This is a genomic window from Kitasatospora sp. NPDC048286 (assembly GCF_043201735.1).
Lineage (GTDB): Bacteria > Actinomycetota > Actinomycetes > Streptomycetales > Streptomycetaceae > Kitasatospora.
This window is the reverse complement of record NZ_JBICZE010000023.1, coordinates 78,702-98,448: the sequence shown is the minus strand read 5'-3', so window position 1 is coordinate 98,448 and position 19,747 is coordinate 78,702. Positions and strand designations below refer to the sequence as shown.

General features: G+C 72.2%; 17 protein-coding genes, 5 tRNA genes and 1 pseudogene. 17 read left to right on the top strand and 6 right to left on the bottom strand.

From position 1 onward, the window contains the following. A pseudogene (locus ACGF13_RS37500) lies at positions 1-92 on the bottom strand (roadblock/LC7 domain-containing protein); the annotation flags it as partial. A 10-nt stretch (positions 93-102) separates the two neighbouring features. After that, positions 103-3,987, bottom strand: coding sequence for a nitrate- and nitrite sensing domain-containing protein (locus ACGF13_RS37495; protein WP_392883865.1), 3,885 nt, complete (start codon positions 3,985-3,987; stop codon positions 103-105). A 638-nt stretch (positions 3,988-4,625) separates the two neighbouring features. Between ACGF13_RS37495 and ACGF13_RS37490 the strand changes: the two genes are divergently transcribed. The 12 genes from ACGF13_RS37490 (at position 4,626) to ACGF13_RS37435 (ending at position 11,938) form a co-directional block, all read left to right on the top strand. Further along, positions 4,626-4,844, top strand: a complete 219-nt coding sequence (locus tag ACGF13_RS37490; RefSeq protein WP_392883864.1) for a hypothetical protein — start codon at positions 4,626-4,628, stop codon at positions 4,842-4,844. A 266-nt stretch (positions 4,845-5,110) separates the two neighbouring features. After that, positions 5,111-5,911 (top strand): fumarylacetoacetate hydrolase family protein, encoded by an 801-nt coding sequence (locus ACGF13_RS37485; RefSeq protein WP_392883863.1) that lies wholly within the window; start codon positions 5,111-5,113, stop codon positions 5,909-5,911. Further along, positions 5,904-7,403: a glutamate--tRNA ligase gene (gltX, locus tag ACGF13_RS37480; protein ID WP_392883862.1), complete on the top strand. Its 1,500-nt coding sequence runs from the start codon at positions 5,904-5,906 to the stop codon at positions 7,401-7,403. The genes ACGF13_RS37485 and gltX overlap by 8 nt, the downstream gene beginning before the upstream one ends. Positions 7,404-7,641: 238 nt before the next feature. After that, a tRNA-Gln gene (locus ACGF13_RS37475) sits at positions 7,642-7,713 on the top strand. 37 nt (positions 7,714-7,750) lie between these two features. Further along, a tRNA-Glu gene (locus ACGF13_RS37470) sits at positions 7,751-7,823 on the top strand. A 47-nt stretch (positions 7,824-7,870) separates the two neighbouring features. Then, a tRNA-Glu gene (locus ACGF13_RS37465) sits at positions 7,871-7,943 on the top strand. Between the two features lie 47 nt (positions 7,944-7,990). Continuing rightward, positions 7,991-8,063: transfer RNA gene (locus tag ACGF13_RS37460), tRNA-Glu, on the top strand. Positions 8,064-8,111: 48 nt separating this feature from the next. Beyond that, positions 8,112-8,186: transfer RNA gene (locus ACGF13_RS37455), tRNA-Gln, on the top strand. Between the two features lie 317 nt (positions 8,187-8,503). Beyond that, a complete protein-coding gene (leuC, locus tag ACGF13_RS37450; protein WP_392883860.1) occupies positions 8,504-9,928 on the top strand; it encodes a 3-isopropylmalate dehydratase large subunit in 1,425 nt (474 codons plus the stop codon). A 3-nt stretch (positions 9,929-9,931) separates the two neighbouring features. Further along, complete coding sequence (leuD, locus tag ACGF13_RS37445) at positions 9,932-10,528, top strand: 3-isopropylmalate dehydratase small subunit (protein WP_392883858.1); 597 nt, start codon at positions 9,932-9,934, stop codon at positions 10,526-10,528. 182 nt (positions 10,529-10,710) lie between these two features. Continuing rightward, positions 10,711-11,058 (top strand): hypothetical protein, encoded by a 348-nt coding sequence (locus tag ACGF13_RS37440; RefSeq protein ID WP_392883857.1) that lies wholly within the window; start codon positions 10,711-10,713, stop codon positions 11,056-11,058. A gap of 133 nt (positions 11,059-11,191) precedes the next feature. After that, positions 11,192-11,938 carry an HU family DNA-binding protein gene (locus ACGF13_RS37435; RefSeq protein WP_392883855.1) on the top strand — a complete coding sequence of 249 codons (747 nt, stop codon included), beginning with the start codon at positions 11,192-11,194 and terminating at the stop codon, positions 11,936-11,938. 199 nt (positions 11,939-12,137) lie between these two features. On the opposite strand, the gene ACGF13_RS37430 is transcribed toward ACGF13_RS37435, so the two are convergent. Both ACGF13_RS37430 and cofC read right to left on the bottom strand, forming a co-directional pair. Continuing rightward, a complete protein-coding gene (locus ACGF13_RS37430) occupies positions 12,138-12,359 on the bottom strand; it encodes a hypothetical protein (protein ID WP_392883854.1) in 222 nt (73 codons plus the stop codon). Positions 12,360-12,479: 120 nt separating this feature from the next. Next, positions 12,480-13,163 (bottom strand): 2-phospho-L-lactate guanylyltransferase, encoded by a 684-nt coding sequence (gene cofC, locus ACGF13_RS37425; protein WP_392883853.1) that lies wholly within the window; start codon positions 13,161-13,163, stop codon positions 12,480-12,482. A 231-nt stretch (positions 13,164-13,394) separates the two neighbouring features. On the opposite strand from cofC, the gene ACGF13_RS37420 reads away from it, so the two are divergent. The 3 genes from ACGF13_RS37420 (at position 13,395) to ACGF13_RS37410 (ending at position 16,468) form a co-directional block, all read left to right on the top strand. After that, positions 13,395-14,225, top strand: a complete 831-nt coding sequence (locus tag ACGF13_RS37420; RefSeq protein WP_392883851.1) for a lysophospholipid acyltransferase family protein — start codon at positions 13,395-13,397, stop codon at positions 14,223-14,225. Then, positions 14,222-15,223 carry an NAD(P)H-dependent glycerol-3-phosphate dehydrogenase gene (locus ACGF13_RS37415; RefSeq protein ID WP_392883850.1) on the top strand — a complete coding sequence of 334 codons (1,002 nt, stop codon included), beginning with the start codon at positions 14,222-14,224 and terminating at the stop codon, positions 15,221-15,223. Before ACGF13_RS37420 ends, ACGF13_RS37415 begins: the two co-directional genes overlap by 4 nt. A 99-nt stretch (positions 15,224-15,322) precedes the next feature. After that, on the top strand, positions 15,323-16,468 hold the full coding sequence (locus tag ACGF13_RS37410; RefSeq protein WP_392883848.1) for a D-alanine--D-alanine ligase family protein: 1,146 nt from the start codon (positions 15,323-15,325) through the stop codon (positions 16,466-16,468). Between the two features lie 78 nt (positions 16,469-16,546). Here ACGF13_RS37410 and ACGF13_RS37405 read toward each other — a convergent pair whose 3' ends face one another. Then, positions 16,547-17,065 (bottom strand): DUF3515 family protein, encoded by a 519-nt coding sequence (locus ACGF13_RS37405; protein ID WP_392883846.1) that lies wholly within the window; start codon positions 17,063-17,065, stop codon positions 16,547-16,549. Between the two features lie 68 nt (positions 17,066-17,133). Next, positions 17,134-17,367 carry an Lrp/AsnC family transcriptional regulator gene (locus ACGF13_RS37400; protein ID WP_392883844.1) on the bottom strand — a complete coding sequence of 78 codons (234 nt, stop codon included), beginning with the start codon at positions 17,365-17,367 and terminating at the stop codon, positions 17,134-17,136. 209 nt (positions 17,368-17,576) lie between these two features. Here ACGF13_RS37400 and ACGF13_RS37395 point away from each other — a divergent pair, with 209 nt between their 5' ends. Both ACGF13_RS37395 and ACGF13_RS37390 read left to right on the top strand, forming a co-directional pair. Further along, positions 17,577-18,542 carry a thiamine-phosphate kinase gene (locus ACGF13_RS37395; RefSeq protein WP_392883842.1) on the top strand — a complete coding sequence of 322 codons (966 nt, stop codon included), beginning with the start codon at positions 17,577-17,579 and terminating at the stop codon, positions 18,540-18,542. Positions 18,543-18,698: 156 nt separating this feature from the next. Further along, positions 18,699-19,724 carry an ATP-dependent 6-phosphofructokinase gene (locus tag ACGF13_RS37390; RefSeq protein ID WP_392883841.1) on the top strand — a complete coding sequence of 342 codons (1,026 nt, stop codon included), beginning with the start codon at positions 18,699-18,701 and terminating at the stop codon, positions 19,722-19,724. Positions 19,725-19,747: the final 23 nt, after the last annotated feature.

Sequence of the window (19,747 nt, the reverse complement as noted above, 5' to 3'; positions counted from 1 at the left end):
TCCGCGGAGACCACCACGGTGTGGGACACCCCGGGGGTGTTGTCCACGAAATTGGTGATCAGCCAGTTCAGGTTCTGTGCGGCCTGGCTCATCTGGTTCAACTCAACGCTCCTGGTGATCTGCGCCGTTGCCGTCGCTCCGGCCACCGAAACTATCGAATCCGGGCTGCTGGGCACCATGCTGGAAGCCCGCCTGGTTGGCGGCCTGCTCGGCGCCGGCGCGACGGCCCTGCTGGATGCCGCGACGCAGGTTGGTCAGCCGGCCGCGGACCTCCTCGGGAGCCCGGGAGACCTGGGGACCGGTCAGCGGCGAGGCCTCGGCGGTGCCGGAGACCAGGTTGGCCTGCGGGGTCCGCCGGGGCAGGCCCGACATGGTGACGCCGCTGGTCGAGGGCTCGCGGATCTGCTCGGCGCGGCGCCAGCGCTCGTCGTTCGCGGACGGACGCCACGGCGCGTCGCCGGTGCCCGGCTGCGGCTGGCCCTGCTGCGGAGCCGGCTGGGGGGCCTGCGGCTGCTGGGGGGCCTGCTGCTGAGGAGCCTGTTGCCGCGGGGCCTGCGGCTGCTGCGGGGCCTGCTGCTGCGGAGCCGGCTGGGGCGCCTGCCGCGGCGCCTGCCGCGGAGCGTGCTGCTCCTCGGCCTGCGGCTGGAACTCCGGCGCGGAGGTGCCGGGGCGGCGCGGCTGGTACGGCCGCGGCCGCGCCTGCTGCGGGCCCTCGGACTGCGGGAACCAGGGCTGCTCGCCGCCGGTCGGCAGCGCCATCGGCTCCTGGTGCGGCAGCGGCTGGGGCTGCTGCGGGGCCTGCTCCTGGCGCACCGGCTCCGGACGCGGCGGGTTCGGCACGTTCGGCAGCACCGGCTCGACCAGGCCGAGGCCCAGCGGGTCGCGCGGGTCGATCTGGCTGGCCTCGAAGCGCGGGCGGGCGAACTGCTGGGTGCTCTCCACCGGCGCCGGCTCGGCCGACGGCAGCGGCTGGGGCTGCTGCTGGTGGGCCTGCGGCGGCAGCTGCGGCTGACGGTCGCGCTGCGGCGCGTCCGGACCGGGGCGCTGCGGACCGCGCGGGCCCTGGGCGGCGGGCCGACCGGGGGCGCCGGGGCCCTGCGGGGCCGGACGGCGCTGCGGCAGGCCGTCCTGCGGACGGTTGCCCGGACGGGCACCCTGCGGCGGCGTGCCGGGACCGCCGGGGCGGCCGTGCTGCGGCTGCTCGCCGGTCCGGGCACCCGGACCGCCGTCGAACTCGCCGCCGGGACGCGGCCGTTCCTGGCCGGGACGGCCCGGCAGGGGCTGACCGGCCTGCGGCTGGTTCGGCTGCGGCTGGCCGGGCTGCTGCGGACGGGCCTGCGGCTGGCCGGGCTGCTGCTGACCGGCCTGGGGCTGGCCGGGCTGCTGCTGACGGTCGCGGCGGGGCAGGCCGTTCGGTCCGCTCTGCGGCGGGCCCTGGCGGCCCGGGGTGCGCTGCGGCAGACCGCCCTGCTGGGCCTGCTGCGGAGCCTGCTGGCTCTGCGGGGCCTGCGGAGCCTGCTGGTTCTGCGGAGCCTGCCGCTTCTGCTTCGGCTGCGGCTGGGCGGGCTGTCGGCCCTGGCCCTGCTGACCGCCGCCCTGCGGGGGGTTCTCCCGCAGCGACTGGCCGACCTTGCGGGTCGGCAGACCGCCGCCGGGCGCACCCGGACCGGCCTGCGGACCGGGGCCCGCCTGCGGACCGGGGCCCGCCTGCGGACCGGGGCCGGCCGGAGCGGTCGGGCCGCCCTGGCCGAGCTGCGGGCGCCCGCCCTGCGGGGCACCGGCGGCCGGGCCCTGGCCGAGCGCGGCCGGGCCGCCCTGGCGGCCGGGCGGCATCTGGCGCTGCTGGCGCGGCGTCGGGGCGACCCCGCGCTGCTGCTTGCCCTGGCCGGAGCCGGCCCGGCCGGCACCGGCACCGCGGCGGTCGCCGGAGTTGGTGACGTCCACCGGGAGCATGACCAGCGCGGTGGTGCCACCGGAGTCGCTGGGACGCAGCTGGATGCGGATGCCGTGTCGCAGGGACAGGCGGCCGACCACGAAGAGGCCCATGCGGCGGGAGACGGAGACGTCCACCGTCGGCGGGTTGGCGAGGCGCTCGTTGATCTCGGAGAGGTCGTCGGGGCTCAGGCCGATGCCGGTGTCGTGGATCTCGACCAGCACGCGGCCGTCCGGCAGCGCGTGGCCGGTGACCCGGACGCGGGTCTGCGGGCTGGAGAACGAGGTGGCGTTCTCCAGCAGCTCGGCGAGCAGGTGGACGAGGTCGTTGACGACGCGGCCGGCGACCTCGGCCGACGGCACGGCGGCGAGCTCGATGCGCTCGTACTGCTCCACCTCGGAGGCGGCGGCGCGGAGCACGTCGACCAGCGGGACGGGCCTGGTCCAGCGGCGGCCCGGGTCCTCGCCGGCGAGGACGAGGAGGTTTTCGCCGTTGCGGCGCATGCGGGTCGCGAGGTGGTCCAGCTTGAAGAGGTTGGCCAGCTGGTCCGGGTCCGCCTCGCGGCTCTCCAGCTCGGAGATGAGCGACAGCTGGCGCTGGATGAGGCCCTGGCTGCGGCGCGAGAGGTTGGTGAACATCGCGTTGATGTTGCCGCGCAGGAGGGCCTGCTCGGCGGCGAGGCGGACGGCCTCGCTGTGCACCATGTCGAACGCGTGGGCCACGTGGCCGATCTCGTCGGTGGAGTCGATGGCGACCGGCTCGACCGTGGTGTCGACGTCGTGGGGGTCGGCCTCGGAGAGGGTCTTGACCAGCTCGGGCAGGCGGCGCTCGGCGACGTCCTCGGCCGCGGCCTGGAGGCGGGTCAGCGAGCGCACCATCGAGCGGGCGATCAGACCGGCGCCACCGAGGGCGAAGAGCAGCACCAGGGCGATCGCGACACCGATGATCAGGGCGTCGGCGTCGGCCTGGGACTGGAGGTCCTGGGCCTTGCCGTCCAGGTTCTCGATGAGCTTGGACTCGATCCGGCGCTCGGCGGTGATCTTGGCGCTGGCCTTCTCGTACCAGTCCTTGTAGGTGACCGCCTCGGTCTGGCGGATGCCGCTCTGGGTGAGGACCGTGGAGGCGTAGCGGTCGGCGTCGGAGACCACCGAGTTGTAGCTCAGCTGGCTGCGCAGGTTGTCCAGGTCGTGCGCGGTGTAGATGTTGTTGAAGCTCGCGATCGCGTTGTCGTACGAGCTGCGCAGGCGGATACCGAAGGACTCGTCGCTGGGGCTGAGGTCGGGGCTCTTCGGGTTGGCCAGCGCGGCGCTGATCAGGGCCCGCTGCTGCGAGGTCGCGTCCTTCGCCAGCGAGAACTGCTGGAGCGCGCCGGTGGCGATGACCAGGTCCTTGCTGTTCGACGCGAGCGCGATGTCCTGGGTGATGGACAGCAGGTCGCGGATGATCACGTCGTAGGCGGTGATCGTCGACTGGATGTTCTGGTTGTTCTGGTACGGCAGGCTGCGGGTGTCCGCGATCGAGTTCAGGTCCTTGCGGATCTGGAGCAACAGCGCCTTGCCGCCGGACAGTTGGAGGTCCTCGAACTTGTCGGAGGAGGCGGTGAAGGTGCGGCTCAGGTCGTCGGTGGACTTGCGGGCCGCGACGATGTCGTCGTCCAGCGGGGCGGTCGGGTCGTGGGTGATCGGGCCGGCGCTGATGTCGCGCTCGGTCTGGAGCGCGTCCGCGAGGTTGGTCGCCTTCTTGGCCAGGTCGGAGAGGTTGGCCATCTGGGCGAGTTGCTGCGAGTTCTCCATCGAGCTCTGGATGCGCAGGCCACCGAGGACCAGCGAGACCAGCACGGGGAGGGCGAGCAGCGCGATCAGACGGGTGCGGATGCGCCAGTTGCGCATCGCGAGCCGGCTCAGACCGGTGGCGCGGCGCCGGGTCAGGGAGGTGCGGAGTTTGTCCCGGGTGGACTTCCGCTCCTGGCCGTCCTCCTCCGGGCGGCCGGGGGCCTCGGGTGTCACCGGCTCGGCGGGGCCGCCGGGGGCCGCCGCCTGTTGAGGGGCTGCCACAGGCTCACGCGACTCCGGGTTACCCGCGGCGCCGCTACCCCTTTTGAAACGTCCCTGCACTGGCGTCGCAACCTCTGGACCGGGCGTCCCGCCGCGTCGCCACGGCCTGGACGGTGTCGAGTTTCCATCCGCACCCCGGCCGGTCCGGGAGAGCGGGCACCGGGGTGGACCACTCCCTACCCACGGTCCGTCGCATTCCAGCACAGCCGGGGAATCCCAACAAGGGCCGCAGGTACCGGGTGTCGGGCGCTACCGACCGCTTGCGCGATCTCACGGACTGTGTGCCAACGGGACCGGAATACCGCCTTTTTCGGACACTCGCCGGATACATGCCAAGCGGGCGCAGCGTCGGGAAGAGTCACAGACCTTCCGGAATGCCCTTTATCGGAGGGAATGTCGGAAAATCCGAGTGCGGCGATATGTCGGATATCTGCGTTTTGCTCGGCATTTTGTGAGCAAAATCACAGCCCAATGTGTAGCTTTGGTCACGGCCTCTGTGGAATGAGATCTCGTAACCTGGCTGTCGCCTGGGCACGGCCTCGAATAAGCCTGCCCAGAACCCCTCCGAATCAATCGGAATCCATCAGGTCGTCCCGATCCGCCGCGATCGGTCCGGCCATGACCACGAGGTGCTCTCGATGTCCCAGGCGAAGAACGCCACCAAGTCCACGCTGTCCTGCCGCCCCACGGCGAACCCGCGCCGGACGACGCTGGCCTCGGTCGAGGACTTCAGCAAGATCCCGGGCGCCCGCAAGCCCGAGGACGTCGTGACCTACGGCACCGAGCTGCCGGCCGCCACCGCCAACCCGCGCCGCATCCAGCTGATGGTCGCGCCGGTCGTCGTCGTTCAGGACTGACCACCCGCAGCGCCGCGTCGAGGGCGCCGTCGTCACACCCGTGGCGGCGGCGCCCTCGCCGTTGTGCGGCGGGCGCCCTGCGGACCCCCGCGCCCCGGTCGGCCCGGACTCCGCCCCGACCGTCCTGAACAGGGGCAAAGCGGTCAGTCGAGGCCCCACGCGATAGCCTGGAGACCGATTGACGGGGCCGCGCCCACTGCGGGCGGGGCGCCAACCAGCGCCCGGGCGCGCCCCGGGCGGCCGACGAAGCGAGGGGTACCCCAGCCGTGCGCATTGCCAGGTTTTCCGTCCGGGAAGGGAGCCCTGCCGCCGGCAGCGTCTCCTTCGGCGTGGTGGAGGGCGACCCTTCCCAGCCCGACTCGCTGGTCGTCCACGCGCTGGCCGGCCACCCGTTCGGCCAGCCCCAGCCCACCGGCGAGAGCTTCCGCTTCCAGGACGTCCGGCTGCTCAGCCCGATGCTCCCGAACAAGATCGTGGCGGTCGGCCGCAACTACGCGGCCCACGCGGCGGAGCTGGGCAACGACGTCCCGGACGTCCCGCTCACCTTCTTCAAGCCGTCCACCTCGGTGATCGGTCCGACCGAGAACATCGCGTACCCGCCGTTCTCCTCGGACGTCCACCACGAGGCCGAACTCGCCGTGGTGATCGGCCGGATGTGCCGTGAGGTGCCGTTGGACCGGGTGCCCGAGGTGATCCTCGGCTACACCTGCGCCAACGACGTCACCGCCCGGGACGTCCAGCAGCGCGAGGGCCAGTGGGCCCGGGCCAAGGGCTTCGACACGGCCTGCCCGCTGGGCCCGTGGATCGAGACCGACCTCGACCCGAGCGACCTCGCGATCACGTGCACGGTCAACGGCGAGCTCCGCCAGACCGGCCGCACCTCCCAGATGGTCCGCTCGGTCGCCGAGCTGGTCGTCCACATCTCCGAGGCCATGACGCTGCTGCCCGGCGACGTCATCCTCACCGGCACACCCGCAGGGGTGGGCCCCCTCAACGTCGGCGACGAGGTCGCCGTCTCCATCGAAGGCATCGGCACTCTCACCAACAAGGTGATCAAGCGTGGCTAACACTGACCCGGCCGTCCGGGTTCGCTTCTGTCCCTCCCCGACCGGCAACCCCCACGTGGGCATGGTCCGCACGGCCCTGTTCAACTGGGCCTACGCCCGCCACAACGGCGGCACGCTGGTCTTCCGGATCGAGGACACCGACTCCGCCCGCGACTCCGAGGAGTCGTACAACCAGCTGCTCGACGCGATGCGCTGGCTCGGCCTCGACTGGGACGAGGGCCCGGAGGTCGGCGGCCCGAACGCGCCGTACCGGCAGTCACAGCGGATGGACATCTACGCCGATGTCGCCCGCCGCCTGCACGAGGCGGGCCACGCCTACCACTGCTACTGCTCCACCGAGGAGCTGGACGCCCGCCGCGAGGCCGCCCGCGCGGCCGGCAAGCCCTCCGGCTACGACGGCCACTGCCGCGAGCTGACCGACGAGCAGGTCGCCGTCTACAAGCTGGAGAAGCGCGAGCCGATCCTGCGCTTCCGGATGCCCGACAGGACCATCAGTTTCGACGACCTGGTCCGCGGCACGCTCACCTTCGAGCCGGAGAACGTGCCGGACTACGGCATCGTCCGGGCCAACGGCGCCCCGCTCTACACCCTGGTCAACCCGGTGGACGACGCCCTGATGGGCATCACCCACGTGCTGCGCGGCGAGGACCTGCTGTCCTCCACCCCGCGGCAGGTCGCGCTGTACGCCGCGCTCGCCGAGATCGGCGTCGGCAACGGCACCACCCCGCGCTTCGGCCACCTGCCGTACGTGATGGGCGAGGGCAACAAGAAGCTCTCCAAGCGCGACCCGCAGTCCTCGCTCAACATGTACCGCGAGCGTGGCTTCATCCGCGAGGGCCTGCTCAACTACCTGTCCCTGCTGGGCTGGTCGCTGGCCGAGGACCGCGACCTGTTCGACATGGACGAGATGGTCGCCGCCTTCGACGTCACCAAGGTGAACGCCAACCCGGCCCGCTTCGACCTGAAGAAGTGCGAGGCGATCAACGCCGAGCACGTCCGCCGGCTGGCCCCGGAGGACTTCGTCCGCCGCCTGGTGCCCTTCCTCCAGGGCGCCGAGCTGCTGCCGGCCGAGCCCACCGCCGAGCAGCTGGACCTGCTCGCCAAGGTGGCGCCGCTCACCCAGGAGCGGATGGTCGTGCTGAGCGAGATCGTGAACATGGCCGGCTTCCTGTTCGTGGCGCCGGAGAAGTTCGCCGTCGACCCGGACGACGCCGCCAAGGTGCTCACCGCGGACGCCCGCCCGGTGCTGGAGGCCAGCATCAAGGCGCTGGAGGAGCTCGCGGACTTCACCCCGGAGCCGATCCAGGCCGCGCTGCGCGAGGCACTGGTGGACGGGCTGGGCATCAAGCCCAAGTTCGCCTTCACGCCGCTGCGGGTGGCCGTCACCGGCCGCCGGGTCTCCCCGCCGCTGTTCGAGTCCATGGAGCTGCTGGGACGCCCTGAGACGCTGCGCAGGCTGCGGTCCTCCCTGGACGCCCTGCCGGCCGCCTGAGCGGGCCGCTGAGCAGGCCGCGGGCCCGGCTTCGTGCCGGGCCCGCGGCGTACCCGGAGGTCATCCGTAGGCCTCCCGGCCGCTGCCTGGGGTTATCGATTTTGGACCCGGGGCCGACGTCGGGTAATGTTCTTTCTGCGCCGCCCGGGAGGGAACGGACGAGGGAACGAAAGCCCCTCGGAAGGGACCGACCGAGAGGCGCAACGCCTGAGAAGGGCCCGCGAGGGTTCAACTCTGGTGGGGTATGGTGTAATTGGCAGCACGAGTGATTCTGGTTCATTTAGTCTAGGTTCGAGTCCTGGTACCCCAGCGCAGTACGTGAGTACGGCAACATAAAAGAAGATCAAGCCCCCGTTGTGTAGCGGCCTAGCACGCTGCCCTCTCACGGCAGTAGCGCCGGTTCGAATCCGGTCGGGGGTACTGATCCCGCAAGGGATCGACCGGTCCCGCGAGGGACCACCTGGAAAGCCCCCGTTGTGTAGCGGCCTAGCACGCTGCCCTCTCACGGCAGTAGCGCCGGTTCGAATCCGGTCGGGGGTACTGATCCCGCAAGGGATCGACCGGTCCCGCGAGGGACCACCTGGAAAGCCCCCGTTGTGTAGCGGCCTAGCACGCTGCCCTCTCACGGCAGTAGCGCCGGTTCGAATCCGGTCGGGGGTACTTCAGAGCAGGAAGCCGATGGGCTCGCCCATCGGCCCTTGCTTTGTGTGGGGTATGGTGTAATTGGCAGCACGAGTGATTCTGGTTCATTTAGTCTAGGTTCGAGTCCTGGTACCCCAGCCAGAAATTGGAAAGACCCCGGTTCCCCGGGGTCTTTTTCGTTGTGCAGTGGAGGCTTCCCGAAAGGGCCCCACCCGGTCGCGGGTGGGGCCCTTTCGGCGTTCTGCGGGGCCCGGCCGACCGGTGCGGGGACGGCCTCCGCGCTGTCCATGCGCTAAGACCGCGGTCTCACTCCGCGAGACACCAGTTCAATCTCCGGCGAAAAGCGCCACTCTGGACGGGAGCGGCCCGGAAGTCTCGCGGGCGGCGCACACGCTTTGACCTCGACGACACTCGACGACACGAGAAGGCCGGCAGCGCGGCCGGCTGGAGGGAATCCGATGGGACGGACACTCGCAGAGAAGGTCTGGGACGACCACGTCGTGCGGCGTGCGGAGGGTGAGCCCGACCTCCTCTTCATCGACCTGCACCTGCTCCACGAGGTCACCAGCCCGCAGGCCTTCGACGGGCTGCGGCTGGCCGGCCGCACGGTCCGCCGCACCGATCTGACGATCGCCACCGAGGACCACAACACCCCCACCCTGGACATCGACAAGCCGATCGCCGACCCGGTCTCCAGGGTGCAGCTGGAGACCCTGCGCGGGAACGCCGCCGAGTTCGGCGTCCGGATCCACTCGCTCGGCGACGTCGAGCAGGGCGTCGTGCACGTCGTCGGCCCGCAGCTCGGCCTGACCCAGCCCGGCATGACCGTGGTCTGCGGCGACTCCCACACCTCCACCCACGGCGCCTTCGGCGCGCTGGCGTTCGGCATCGGAACCAGCCAGGTCGAGCACGTGCTGGCCACCCAGACCCTGCCGCTGGCGCCGTTCCGGACCATGGCGGTCACCGTCGAGGGCGAACTGCCCGAGGGCGTCACCGCCAAGGACCTGATCCTGGCCGTCATCGCGAAGATCGGCACCGGCGGCGGCCAGGGCTACGTCCTGGAGTACCGCGGTTCGGCGATCCGGGGCCTGTCCATGGAGGCCCGGATGACCATCTGCAACATGTCGATCGAGGCCGGCGCCCGGGCGGGCATGATCGCCCCGGACGAGACCACCTTCGCGTACCTCCAGGGCCGCCCGCACGCCCCGCAGGGCGAGGACTGGGACGCCGCCGTCGCGTACTGGAAGACCCTGGGCACCGACGAGGACGCGGTCTTCGACCACGAGATCTTCATCGACGCGAGCGAGCTGACCCCGTTCGTCACCTGGGGCACCAACCCCGGTCAGGGCGCCCCGCTGGGCGCGAACGTGCCCGACCCGGCCTCCTTCGCCGACCCGCAGGAGCGCGTCGCCGCCGAGAACGCCCTGCGGTACATGGGCCTGGAGGCCGGCACCCCGCTGCGCGAGGTGACCGTCGACGCCGTCTTCGTCGGCTCCTGCACCAACGGCCGGATCGAGGACCTGCGGGCCGCCGCCGCCGTCCTGGAGGGACGCCGGATCGCCGACGGCGTGCGGATGCTGGTCGTCCCCGGGTCCGTCCGGGTCGCCCTGCAGGCCGTCGAGGAGGGGCTGGACAAGGTGTTCACCGCGGCCGGTGCCGAATGGCGCCACGCGGGCTGCTCGATGTGCCTGGGCATGAACCCCGACCAGCTCGCCCCGGGGGAGCGCTGCGCCTCCACCTCGAACCGCAACTTCGAGGGCCGGCAGGGCAAGGGCGGCCGCACCCACCTGGTCTCCCCGCAGGTTGCCGCCGCGACCGCTCTCCTGGGTCGCCTCGCGGCCCCCGCCGACCTGACCGCCGACGTCGCAGCCGTGGAGGCCTGAGCCATGGAGAAGTTCACCACCCACACCGGCCGGGCCGTCCCGCTGCGCCGCAGCAACGTGGACACCGACCAGATCATCCCGGCCCACTGGCTCAAGAAGGTCACCCGATCCGGCTTCGAGGGCGGCCTGTTCGAGGCCTGGCGCAAGGACGAGTCGTTCATCCTCAACCGGCCCGAGCGGCAGGGTGCCACGGTCCTGGTGGCCGGCCCCGAGTTCGGCACCGGCTCCTCCCGGGAGCACGCCGTCTGGGCGCTCCAGAACTACGGCTTCCACGCGGTCATCTCGTCGCGCTTCGCCGACATCTTCCGGGGCAACTCCCTGAAGAACGGCCTGCTGACGGTCGTGCTGCCGCAGGAGACCGTGGAGCGGCTCTGGGTGCTCACGGAGAGTGACCCCTCGGCCGAGATCACCGTCGACCTGGAGGCGCGCGAAGTGCGTGCCGAAGGCGTCACGGCGGCCTTCGAACTGGACGACAACGTGCGGTGGCGGCTGCTCAACGGCCTGGACGACATCAGCATCACGCTGCGGAACGAGGCCGACATCGCGGCCTTCGAGGCGACCCGTCCGAGCTTCAAGCCCCGTACTCTGCCTGCCGCCTGAGTTCCCCTCAGAACAAGCATTCTGACGATCCACCGGATGGCCCGCGCCCCCCTCGGGGGGGCCGGGCCATCCGTCGTTCCGGAGCACGAGTTAGCGCCGGGGCCCGCCCCGGATTGCCCATTTGGCTTTGCGGAAGAGGGGCCCGCGCAAGTACAACTGCGGGTAGATGGCACAATCAGTACATGCACCGGCACCATGAACCTCCGTACGCGGGCGGCGAACCCGCGGCTGAGGACTCCATGGGCCGGCCATCCGAACGCCGAATTGACGACCGGCCGGACGTCACCTCCGCACCAGCTGAGGGGCCGGACGACCAGGAAGTCGCAGCGCTCTACGCGCTCGTGGCCGAGCGGTTGAAGCAAGCTCACGCCCGCGTGCATGCGCTGAACGTGTCTGCCGATGCAAAGACCGCTCTCACCCGGCAACTCCTCATCGTCACCGAGACCGCCAAGCGCGATCTTCCGGAGGCGGCAAGGCGGTTGAGTCGCTTTGTACATGACCTCGACGAGCGGCCCCCGCCGCTCGACTGAGGTCGCCGACGCGCAAATCCATTGCGACACTAGGGTGATTCGCGCGTTTGGTAATTGAAAGTCCGCAGATACATACCTAACGTGCGAAAAGAACGGATGGAATCATCCGGCGCCCGTTTCCGAAGGGGAAGACGTGAACAAGGCTCAGCTTGTCGAAGCGGTGGCCGAGCAGCTGGGCGGTCGCAAGGCTGCCGCAGAGGCCGTCGACGCAGTGCTCGACACCATGGTCCGTGCCGTTGTGGCCGGTGACCGGGTTTCGGTCACCGGGTTCGGCACCTTCGAGAAGGTGGAGCGCTCCGCGCGCTTCGCCCGCAACCCGCAGACCGGCGAGCGGGTCAAGGTCAAGAAGACCTCGGTCCCGCGCTTCCGTCCGGGGCAGGGCTTCAAGGACCTGGTCAGCGGCAGCAAGAAGCTGCCGAAGGAAGGCCCCTCGGTGAAGAAGGCCCCCAAGGGCTCCCTCACCCCGGGCAAGAGCGGCGTCGCCGCCACCCCGGCCGCCAAGCGTGCCGCCACCAAGCGTGCCGCCGCTGCCGCCGCCGCTCCGGCCACCAAGAAGGCCGCCGCCAAGAAGACGGTGACCACGGCCGCCGCCAAGAAGGCCGCCACCACGGCTGCCGCCAAGAAGACCACGGCCACCGCCAAGAAGGCGACCGCGAAGACCACGGCCGCGAAGACCACCGCCGCCAAGAAGACCACGGCGACCGCGACCAAGGCCGCCGCGACCAAGAAGACGGCCGCGGCGAAGAAGGCGACCACCACGGCTGCCGCCAAGAAGACCACGGCCACCGCCAAGAAGGCGACCGCCACGGCCAAGAAGACGGCGCCGGCGAAGAAGACCGCCACCCGCAAGACCACCGCGCGCAAGACCTCTGCCAAGTAAGTCCCGCGCGACCGTCCTCGGACGGCCTTCGGCCAGGAGCCGCGGCACCCCTTCCGTGAATTCACGGAGACCGGGCGCCGCGGCTCTTTCGGTTTCCGGGCGCTCGGTCAGGAATCGACGGCGTACGGCGGCGCGGGGGCGACCAGGACGGCGTGACGGAAAGCGGGCCGGTAACCTGGGCGGGGGCCGATCGGGCCGGTCAGGCCTCGGCGGGGTCGGGGAAGGTCTGGAGCGTCACGAAGACCACCCGGCGGGCCTCGCCGGTGCCCTCGGTGCGGATCCGCACCCGCTGGCCGGGGCGCAGCAGCCGCAGGCCGCCGGCGTCGAAGGCGGCCGCGTCGAACGGCACCGGGGTCCCGTCGTCGAGCAGCACGGAGCCGGCCCGGGTGGCGGGGTCGAAGGTGAACGCGGTGGCCTGCATGCGAGCAGCATAGCGAGCGGGCCGTCCTGGGCCCGGGAGCAGGTCGGGCGGCGTCCCGGACGGGGCCGGGGCGGGCTCGGAACAGGCTCGGCGCGGGCTCGGGGCAGGCTCAGTGCGTGCTCAGCGCAGGCTCAGGCGGGCGAACAGGGCGCTGGTGTGCGGGCCGAGGCCGAGCACCGCGGCCTCGCCGAGGTCCGCCCCGGTGTCCACGTCCCGGCGCACCGACTCCACGTCCGCGAGGCGCAGTTCGAGCGCCCCGCCGGCCGCGTGCCGGGCCCGGGAGCCGTCCCCGAAGGCGGGGGAGAGCGGTCGGCCGGGGGCGCAGGCGAGCAGTGTGGTGCCGAGGCCGGGGGAGTCCGGCAGGAAGGCCCGGCCGTCGGGCGGCACCGCGCCCAGCACCCGGGCGAGTTCGGCCGGGCGCAGTGCCGGGAGGTCGGCCGAGAGCGCGGCCAGCGAGGCCCGCGGGGCCAGCGCCCGGGCCCGCGCGGCGCCGTGCGCCAGCGCCCGGTTGAGGCCGCCGCCGGGCTCGTCGGCGACCACCAGGGCGCCGAGCGCGGCGAGCCGGGCGCCGGCCCCGGCGTCGCGGGTGACCACCAGGACCCGGCCGACGCCCGGAGTGGCCAGGGCGGCGCTGACGGTGTCCAGCGCGAAGGACAGTGCCAGGTCGGCCCGGTGCGGCCCGGCGTACGGGGCCAGTCTGCTCTTGGCCAGGTCGAGCGACTTGAGCGGAAGCACCAGCGACCAGCCGGCCGTGGGTGCGGGGGGCGCGACGGGCCCACTGGGGCGTACGGTGTCCTGGGTCATCGGCGTCATTGTGTCGCCGGTCCCGGAGCCCTCGCCAGGCCGTTCGAGCTGTGCGGACGTGCGTTTGATCACGCCCGCCGGGCGGGTTGGCGCGGTTGCTCGACAGCCGGTGAGCGGGCGGGCGACACTGTTCCGCGCCCGTGGCCCGGGCACCGGCGGAAGAAACGGTGCGCGGCACCGGGAAGCCATGACCGCGGTGATCCGTGCCGCATCGGATGAGAAGGAGCTGGGGTGGCCCGCCGCTCGTACGCCAAGTTCGGCAACGCCGACTACGGCATCTGGTACCGCTTCGCGGCCGTGCTGGTGAAACCGGTGACGACCGCCCTGGTGAAGCCCGACTGGCGGGGCTGGGAGCACATTCCGAAGAACGGCGGTTTCATCGCCGCGGTGAACCACAATTCGATCATCGACCCGGTGATCTACGCGCACTGGCAGTACAACAGCGGACGTCCGCCGCGCATTCTCGGCAAGTCCTCGCTGTTCTCGATCCCCTTCATCGGATTCATGCTGCGCAAGACCGGCCAGATTCCGGTGTTCCGCGAGTCCACCGACGCCGCGCAGGCGTTCCGGGCCGCGATCGACGCGATCAACGGCGGCCAGTGCGTGCAGTTCTACCCGGAGGGCACGCTCACCCGGGACCCCGACCTGTGGCCGATGACCGGCAAGAGCGGCGTCGCCCGGGTCGCGCTGATGACCGGTGCGCCGGTCATCCCGGTCGCGCACTGGGGCGCCCACGAGATCATCCCGCCGTACGGCCGGCCCGGTTACGGGAAGGGCAAGTTCAACCTCTTCCCGCGGCACAGGGTCACCGTCGCGGCCGGGCCGCCGGTGGACCTCAGCAAGTACCGGGGGCAGGAGCTCACCACCCAGGTGCTCGCCGACGCGACCGAGGACATCATGACGGCGATCACCGCCGTGCTGGCCGAGGTCCGGGGCGAGGAACCGCCGGCCGAGCGCTACGACATGCGCAAGGCCGCCCGGGAGCGTGCCGCGGCCGCGCTGGCCGAGCGCCGGCGGGCCAAGGGCGAGCGGACCAAGGGCACCGAGGAGGACGGCAAGTGACCCGCTGCGCCGTGATGGGGACCGGCTCCTGGGGCACCGCGTTCGCGCTGGTGCTCGCCGACGCGGGCTGCGAGGTCGTGCTGTGGGCCCGCCGCCAGGAACTGGTGGACGCCGTCAACTCCACCCACGAGAACCCGGACTACCTGCCGGGCGTCCGGCTGCCCGACACCGTGCGGGCCACCACCGACGCCGCCGAGGCGCTGGCCGGCGCCGACTTCGCGGTGCTCGTGGTGCCCTCGCAGACGCTGCGCGACAACCTGGCCGCCTGGACGCCGCTGATCGAGCCGCAGACCGTGCTGGTGAGCCTGATGAAGGGCATCGAACTCGGCACCGCCAAGCGGATGAGCGAGGTGATCGACGAGGTCACCGGCGTCGGCCCGGAGCGCGTCGCGGTGGTCAGCGGGCCCAACCTGGCCAAGGAGATCGCCAACCGGCAGCCCGCGGCCAGTGTGGTCGCCTGCTCCGACGAGACGGTCGCCAAGCGGCTCCAGGCGGCCTGCCACACGCCGTACTTCCGGCCGTACACCAACACCGACGTGGTGGGCTGCGAACTCGGCGGCGCGGTCAAGAACGTGATCGGCCTGGCGGTCGGCATGGCGGCCGGCATGGGGCTCGGCGACAACACCAAGGCGACCCTGATCACCCGCGGGCTGGCCGAGACCACCCGGCTCGGCGAGGTGCTGGGCGCGGACCCGCACACCTTCGCGGGACTGGCCGGGATGGGCGACCTGGTGGCCACCTGCTCCTCACCGCTGTCGCGCAACAACACCTTCGGCATGAACCTGGGCCGGGGCATGTCGCTCGCGGAGACCATCGCGGCCACCCGGCAGACCGCCGAGGGCGTCAAGTCCTGCGAGTCGGTGCTGGACCTGGCCCGGCGCAACGGGGTCGACATGCCGATCGTCGAGGCCGTGGTGGACGTGGTGCACAACGAGCGGCCCATCAAGGAGGTCCTGCAGGCGCTGATGTCGCGTTCGGCGAAGCCGGAGCGGCGCTGAGCCCGCAGGGCGGCTTCGGCGGCGTCCGGTTCCCCGCCGCCGGCTCCCGGGCGCCGCTCGCCTTCCGCCCGGGCCTCGCACGGTAGTCTCAAACCCGATATGAGCATCGAACAGACCTCCCCGAACCGGCCCGACCGGAAGCCGCGCGTCGCGCTGGTCTTCGGCGGGCGCAGCTCCGAGCACGCCATCTCGGTCTCCACCGCGGGCAGTGTGCTCAGGGCGATCGACCGCGACAAGTACGACGTGCTGCCGATCGGCATCACGCACGAGGGCCGCTGGGCGCTGACCAGCGACGAGCCGGCCCGGATGGCCATCACCGACGGGCGGCTGCCGGACGTGGCGCACGTCGCCGAGGGCGTCGACGGCCAGGTCGCGCTGCCGGTCGCCCCGGGCAACCGCGAGGTGGTCCTGACCGAGCCGGGCAGCGCCCCCAAGGCGCTCGGCGAGGTCGACGTGGTGTTCCCGCTGCTGCACGGCCCGTGGGGCGAGGACGGCACGCTCCAGGGCCTGCTGGAGCTCTCCGGCGTCCCGTACGTCGGCAACGGCGTGCTGGCCAGCGCGGCCGGCATGGACAAGGAGTTCGCCAAGCGGATCCTGGCCTCGCACGGTCTGGAGGTCGGCCGTTACACCATCGTGCGGCCGCGCGACTGGGAGTCCGAGGAGGGCCGCGCCGCGGTGCGCGAGCGGGCCGCCGAGCTGGGCCTGCCGGTGTTCGTGAAGCCCTGCCGGGCCGGCTCCAGCATCGGCATCACCAAGGTGAAGGACCTGGCCGACCTCGACGCCGCGATCGAGGAGGCCCGTCGGCACGACCCCAAGCTGATCATCGAGGCGGGCGTGACCGGCCGCGAGATCGAGTGCGGCGTGCTGGAGTTCGAGGACGGCCCGCGGGCCAGCGTGGCCGGCGAGATCCTGGTCGGCGAGGGCTTCGACTTCTACGACTTCGATGCCAAGTACATCGACTCCTCGGACGTGAAGATCCCGGCGGACCTGACCGCCGAGGAGCTCGCCGAGATCCAGCGCCAGGCGATCGAGGCCTTCGAGGCGCTCGGCTGCGAGGGCCTGGCCCGGGTGGACTTCTTCCTGCTGGAGGACGGCACCTGGATGATCAACGAGATCAACACCATGCCCGGCTTCACCCCGATCTCGGCCTACCCGAAGATGTGGGCGGCCAGCGGGGTCTCGTACCCGGAGCTGATCGACCGGCTGCTCGGCGCTGCGCTGCGCCGCTCGACCGGGCTGCGCTAGCGGGCCGTACGGCGCAGGGCGGGCCGTACGGCGCAGGGCGGGCCGGGAGCTTCCCGGCCCGCCCTGCGTTCGTCGTGCTCAGCCGGGGATGTTGGCCTTGACCAGCGGGGTGAGCGCGGCGGCCGGGTCCAGCGGGCTGCTGTAGACGCCGGGCGGGGAGATCACCTCGACGTAGGCCGCGCGCATGGTCGTGACCAGGCGGTAGCTCCCGTCGTCCAGCTTCTGCGACCACCAGGTGAGGTCGTCGACGGTCGGGGACAGGTCCTTGGCGTGCGGCCCGTCCAGCTCCTCGGGCCGGTCGACGCCGCAGCGCAGGACCGTCCGGGGCGAGCTGTCCCAGACGGCCACGTACGGCGAGGCGGGCGACGGGTCCTTGCGGGCGTGCCCGAGCAGCTCCTTCGGCAGCGCGGCGGCCAGGGCCCTGCAGTAGCCGGCCGCCCTACCGGTCGGGTCCGGGACCTCGACGGCCCGGTCGGCCGGGCCCCAGCTGCCCACCAGCACCACGACCGTGCAGGTCAGGGCGACGGGCAGGGCCAGCCAGCGGACCGGGGCCGGCAGGGCGGTCAGCGCCTTGGGGACGCGCAGTTCTCTGGCCACCCGCCGATGGTAACCGGGCCTTACGCGCCCGGGCTCCCGGTGCGCCGGCCCGCCCCGGCCCACGGGCCCTAGAGGTGCACCACGGGGCAGGTGAGGGTGCGGGTGATGCCCTCGACCTTCTGGACCCGGGCCACCACCATGCGGCCCAGCTCGTCCACCGTCCCGGCCTCGGCCTTGACGATCACGTCGTACGGGCCGGTGACGTCCTCGGCGGTGAGCACGCCCGGGATCTCGGAAATGGTCTGGGCCACGGAGGTGGCCTTCCCAACCTCGGTCTGGATCAGGATGTATGCCTGTACCACGGGGACCTCCCGGCGGCCGGTTCAAGGGGGGATCGCCGCCGTGAGCACCCGGTCAGGCGTGTGGGTGGATGGGCTCACCGGCAGTCTGATCACCACGCTACCCCGCGGTGGGCCGGGGAGGGGAGACCCCGGGGCCCCGGAAGGGCGTACGCTGCGCGCGGGGGAGCGCGACGGGGGCCGATTCGGATGGAAACGCGAGAGGACGGCAGATGCAGGGGACCGTGGGCGAGCTCGGCGAGTTCGGCCTCATCAGGGAGCTGACCGCCCGGGTACCGCTCACCGATGCGGTCGACCTCGGCCCGGGTGACGACGCCGCGGTGGTACGGGCACCGGACGGCCGGGTGGTGGCGACCACGGACGTCCTGATCGAGAACCGGCACTTCCGCCGGGACTGGTCCACCGCCTACGACGTGGGCCGCAAGGCCGCCGCCCAGAACCTCGCCGACGTGGCCGCGATGGGGGCGGTGCCGACCGCCATCCTGCTCGGCCTGGTCGCCCCCGCGGACCTGCCGACCACCTGGGCGACCGAGTTGATGGACGGGCTGCGCGACGAGTGCCAGGTGGCCGGGGCGACGGTGGTCGGCGGCGACGTGGTGCGCGGCGACACCGTCACGCTGGCCATCACGGCGCTCGGCGACCTCCAGGGGCGTGCGGCGGTGACGCGCTCCGGCGCACAGGTCGGCGACGTGATCGCGGTGACCGGCTGGCTCGGCTGGTCCGCCGCCGGGCTGACCGTGCTCCAGCGCGGCTTCCGCTCCCCGCGCGCCTTCGTCGAGGCGCACCGCCGGCCCGAACCGCCGTACCACGCGGGCCCGGCGGCGGCCGAGTTGGGCGCGACCTCGATGATCGACGTCAGCGACGGGCTGGTCGCCGACCTCGGCCACGTGGCCCGGGCCAGCCAGGTGGACATCGACCTCAAGGCCGCCGACTTCGACGTCCCGGCGCAGATGGCCGACATCGGCCAGGCGGTCGGGGTGGACCCGCTGGTCTGGGTGCTCTCCGGCGGCGAGGACCACGCGATCGTGGCCACCTTCCCGCGCGGGGTCCAACTCCCGGCCCGCTGGCGGGTGGTGGGCGAGGTGACCGGCCGCCCGACGGGCAGCCGCAGCGGCCGGGTGACGGTCGACGGCGCCCCCTGGGACCGGGTCGGCGGCTGGGACCACTTCGCCGAGTAGCGGGCGGTCCTCCCGGATCCCCGTACGACGGACGGCGCGTGACGCTCCGGTGTGCGGGGACGGGATTCGCGGGTGCGTTGTGCGTAGGCTTGCGCCATCCCAGCCGCCCGTCCGGCGCGGATGGTCCGAACCACTGCGAGTGGGAGCACACCACAGATGCGCATCGGTGTACTGACCAGCGGCGGCGACTGCCCCGGCCTCAACGCGGTGATCCGCTCGGTGGTGCACCGGGGCACCGACGTCCACGGGGACGAGATCGTCGGCATCCTGGACGGCTTCCTCGGACTGATCGAGGGCCGCACCAGGACCGTCACCCACGACGACGTCACCGGCCTGCTCACCCTCGGCGGCACCATCCTGGGCTCGGCCCGGGTGCGGCGGGACCGGATCGTCTGGGCGGTGGAGAACGCCAAGACGCTGGCCCGGGAGATCGGCATCGACGCGCTGATCGCGATCGGCGGCGAGGGGACGCTGACCGCCGCCAAGCTGTTCAGCGACGCCGGACTGCCCGTGGTCGGGGTGCCGAAGACCATCGACAACGACATCGACACCACCGACATGACCTTCGGCTTCGACACCGCCGTCCACGTCGCGACCGAGGCGATCGACCGGCTGAAGACCACCGCGGAGTCCCACCAGCGCGTCATGGTGGTCGAGTTGATGGGCCGGCACACCGGCTGGATCACCCTCACCGCGGGCATGGCCGGCGGCGCCCACGGCATCCTGATCCCGGAGAAGCCCTTCGACATCGAGGCGGTGGCCCGGATAATCGAGGACCGCTTCGCGCGCGGCAAGAAGTTCGCCATCATCGCCGTCGCCGAGGGCGCCTGCCCGGTGCCCGGCACCATGCGCTTCGACCACGGCGAGGTCGACCAGTACGGCCACCGGACCTTCGGCGGGATCGGCACCCGGCTCGCCCACGAGCTGGAGAACCTGCTCGGCAAGGAGGCCCGCCCGGTCATCCTCGGCCACGTCCAGCGCGGCGGCACCCCGACCGCCTACGACCGGGTGCTCGCCACCCGGTTCGGCTGGCACGCCGTGGAGGCCGTCCACCGGGGGGCGTTCGGGCACTTCACCGCGCTGCGCCGGACCGGCATCGAGCTGCTGCCGATCGGCGACGCGGTGACCCGGCTGAAGACGGTGCCGCGGGACCGCTGGGCGGAGTCCGAGGCGGTGCTCTGAGACCGCGCGGGTAGGTTGGGGCC

What these genes read in the sequence shown, in the direction of transcription:
- leuD (WP_392883858.1), top strand. Translation starts at nt 9,932, where the DNA reads ATGGAGAAGTTCACCACCCACACCGGCCGGGCCGTCCCGCTGCGCCGC.
- ACGF13_RS37410 (WP_392883848.1), top strand. Translation starts at nt 15,323, where the DNA reads ATGAGCATCGAACAGACCTCCCCGAACCGGCCCGACCGGAAGCCGCGC.
- ACGF13_RS37390 (WP_392883841.1), top strand. Translation starts at nt 18,699, where the DNA reads ATGCGCATCGGTGTACTGACCAGCGGCGGCGACTGCCCCGGCCTCAAC.
- cofC (WP_392883853.1), bottom strand. Translation starts at nt 13,163, where the DNA reads ATGACCCAGGACACCGTACGCCCCAGTGGGCCCGTCGCGCCCCCCGCA.
- ACGF13_RS37490 (WP_392883864.1), top strand. Translation starts at nt 4,626, where the DNA reads ATGTCCCAGGCGAAGAACGCCACCAAGTCCACGCTGTCCTGCCGCCCC.
- ACGF13_RS37430 (WP_392883854.1), bottom strand. Translation starts at nt 12,359, where the DNA reads ATGCAGGCCACCGCGTTCACCTTCGACCCCGCCACCCGGGCCGGCTCC.
- ACGF13_RS37440 (WP_392883857.1), top strand. Translation starts at nt 10,711, where the DNA reads ATGCACCGGCACCATGAACCTCCGTACGCGGGCGGCGAACCCGCGGCT.
- ACGF13_RS37395 (WP_392883842.1), top strand. Translation starts at nt 17,577, where the DNA reads ATGCAGGGGACCGTGGGCGAGCTCGGCGAGTTCGGCCTCATCAGGGAG.
- leuC (WP_392883860.1), top strand. Translation starts at nt 8,504, where the DNA reads ATGGGACGGACACTCGCAGAGAAGGTCTGGGACGACCACGTCGTGCGG.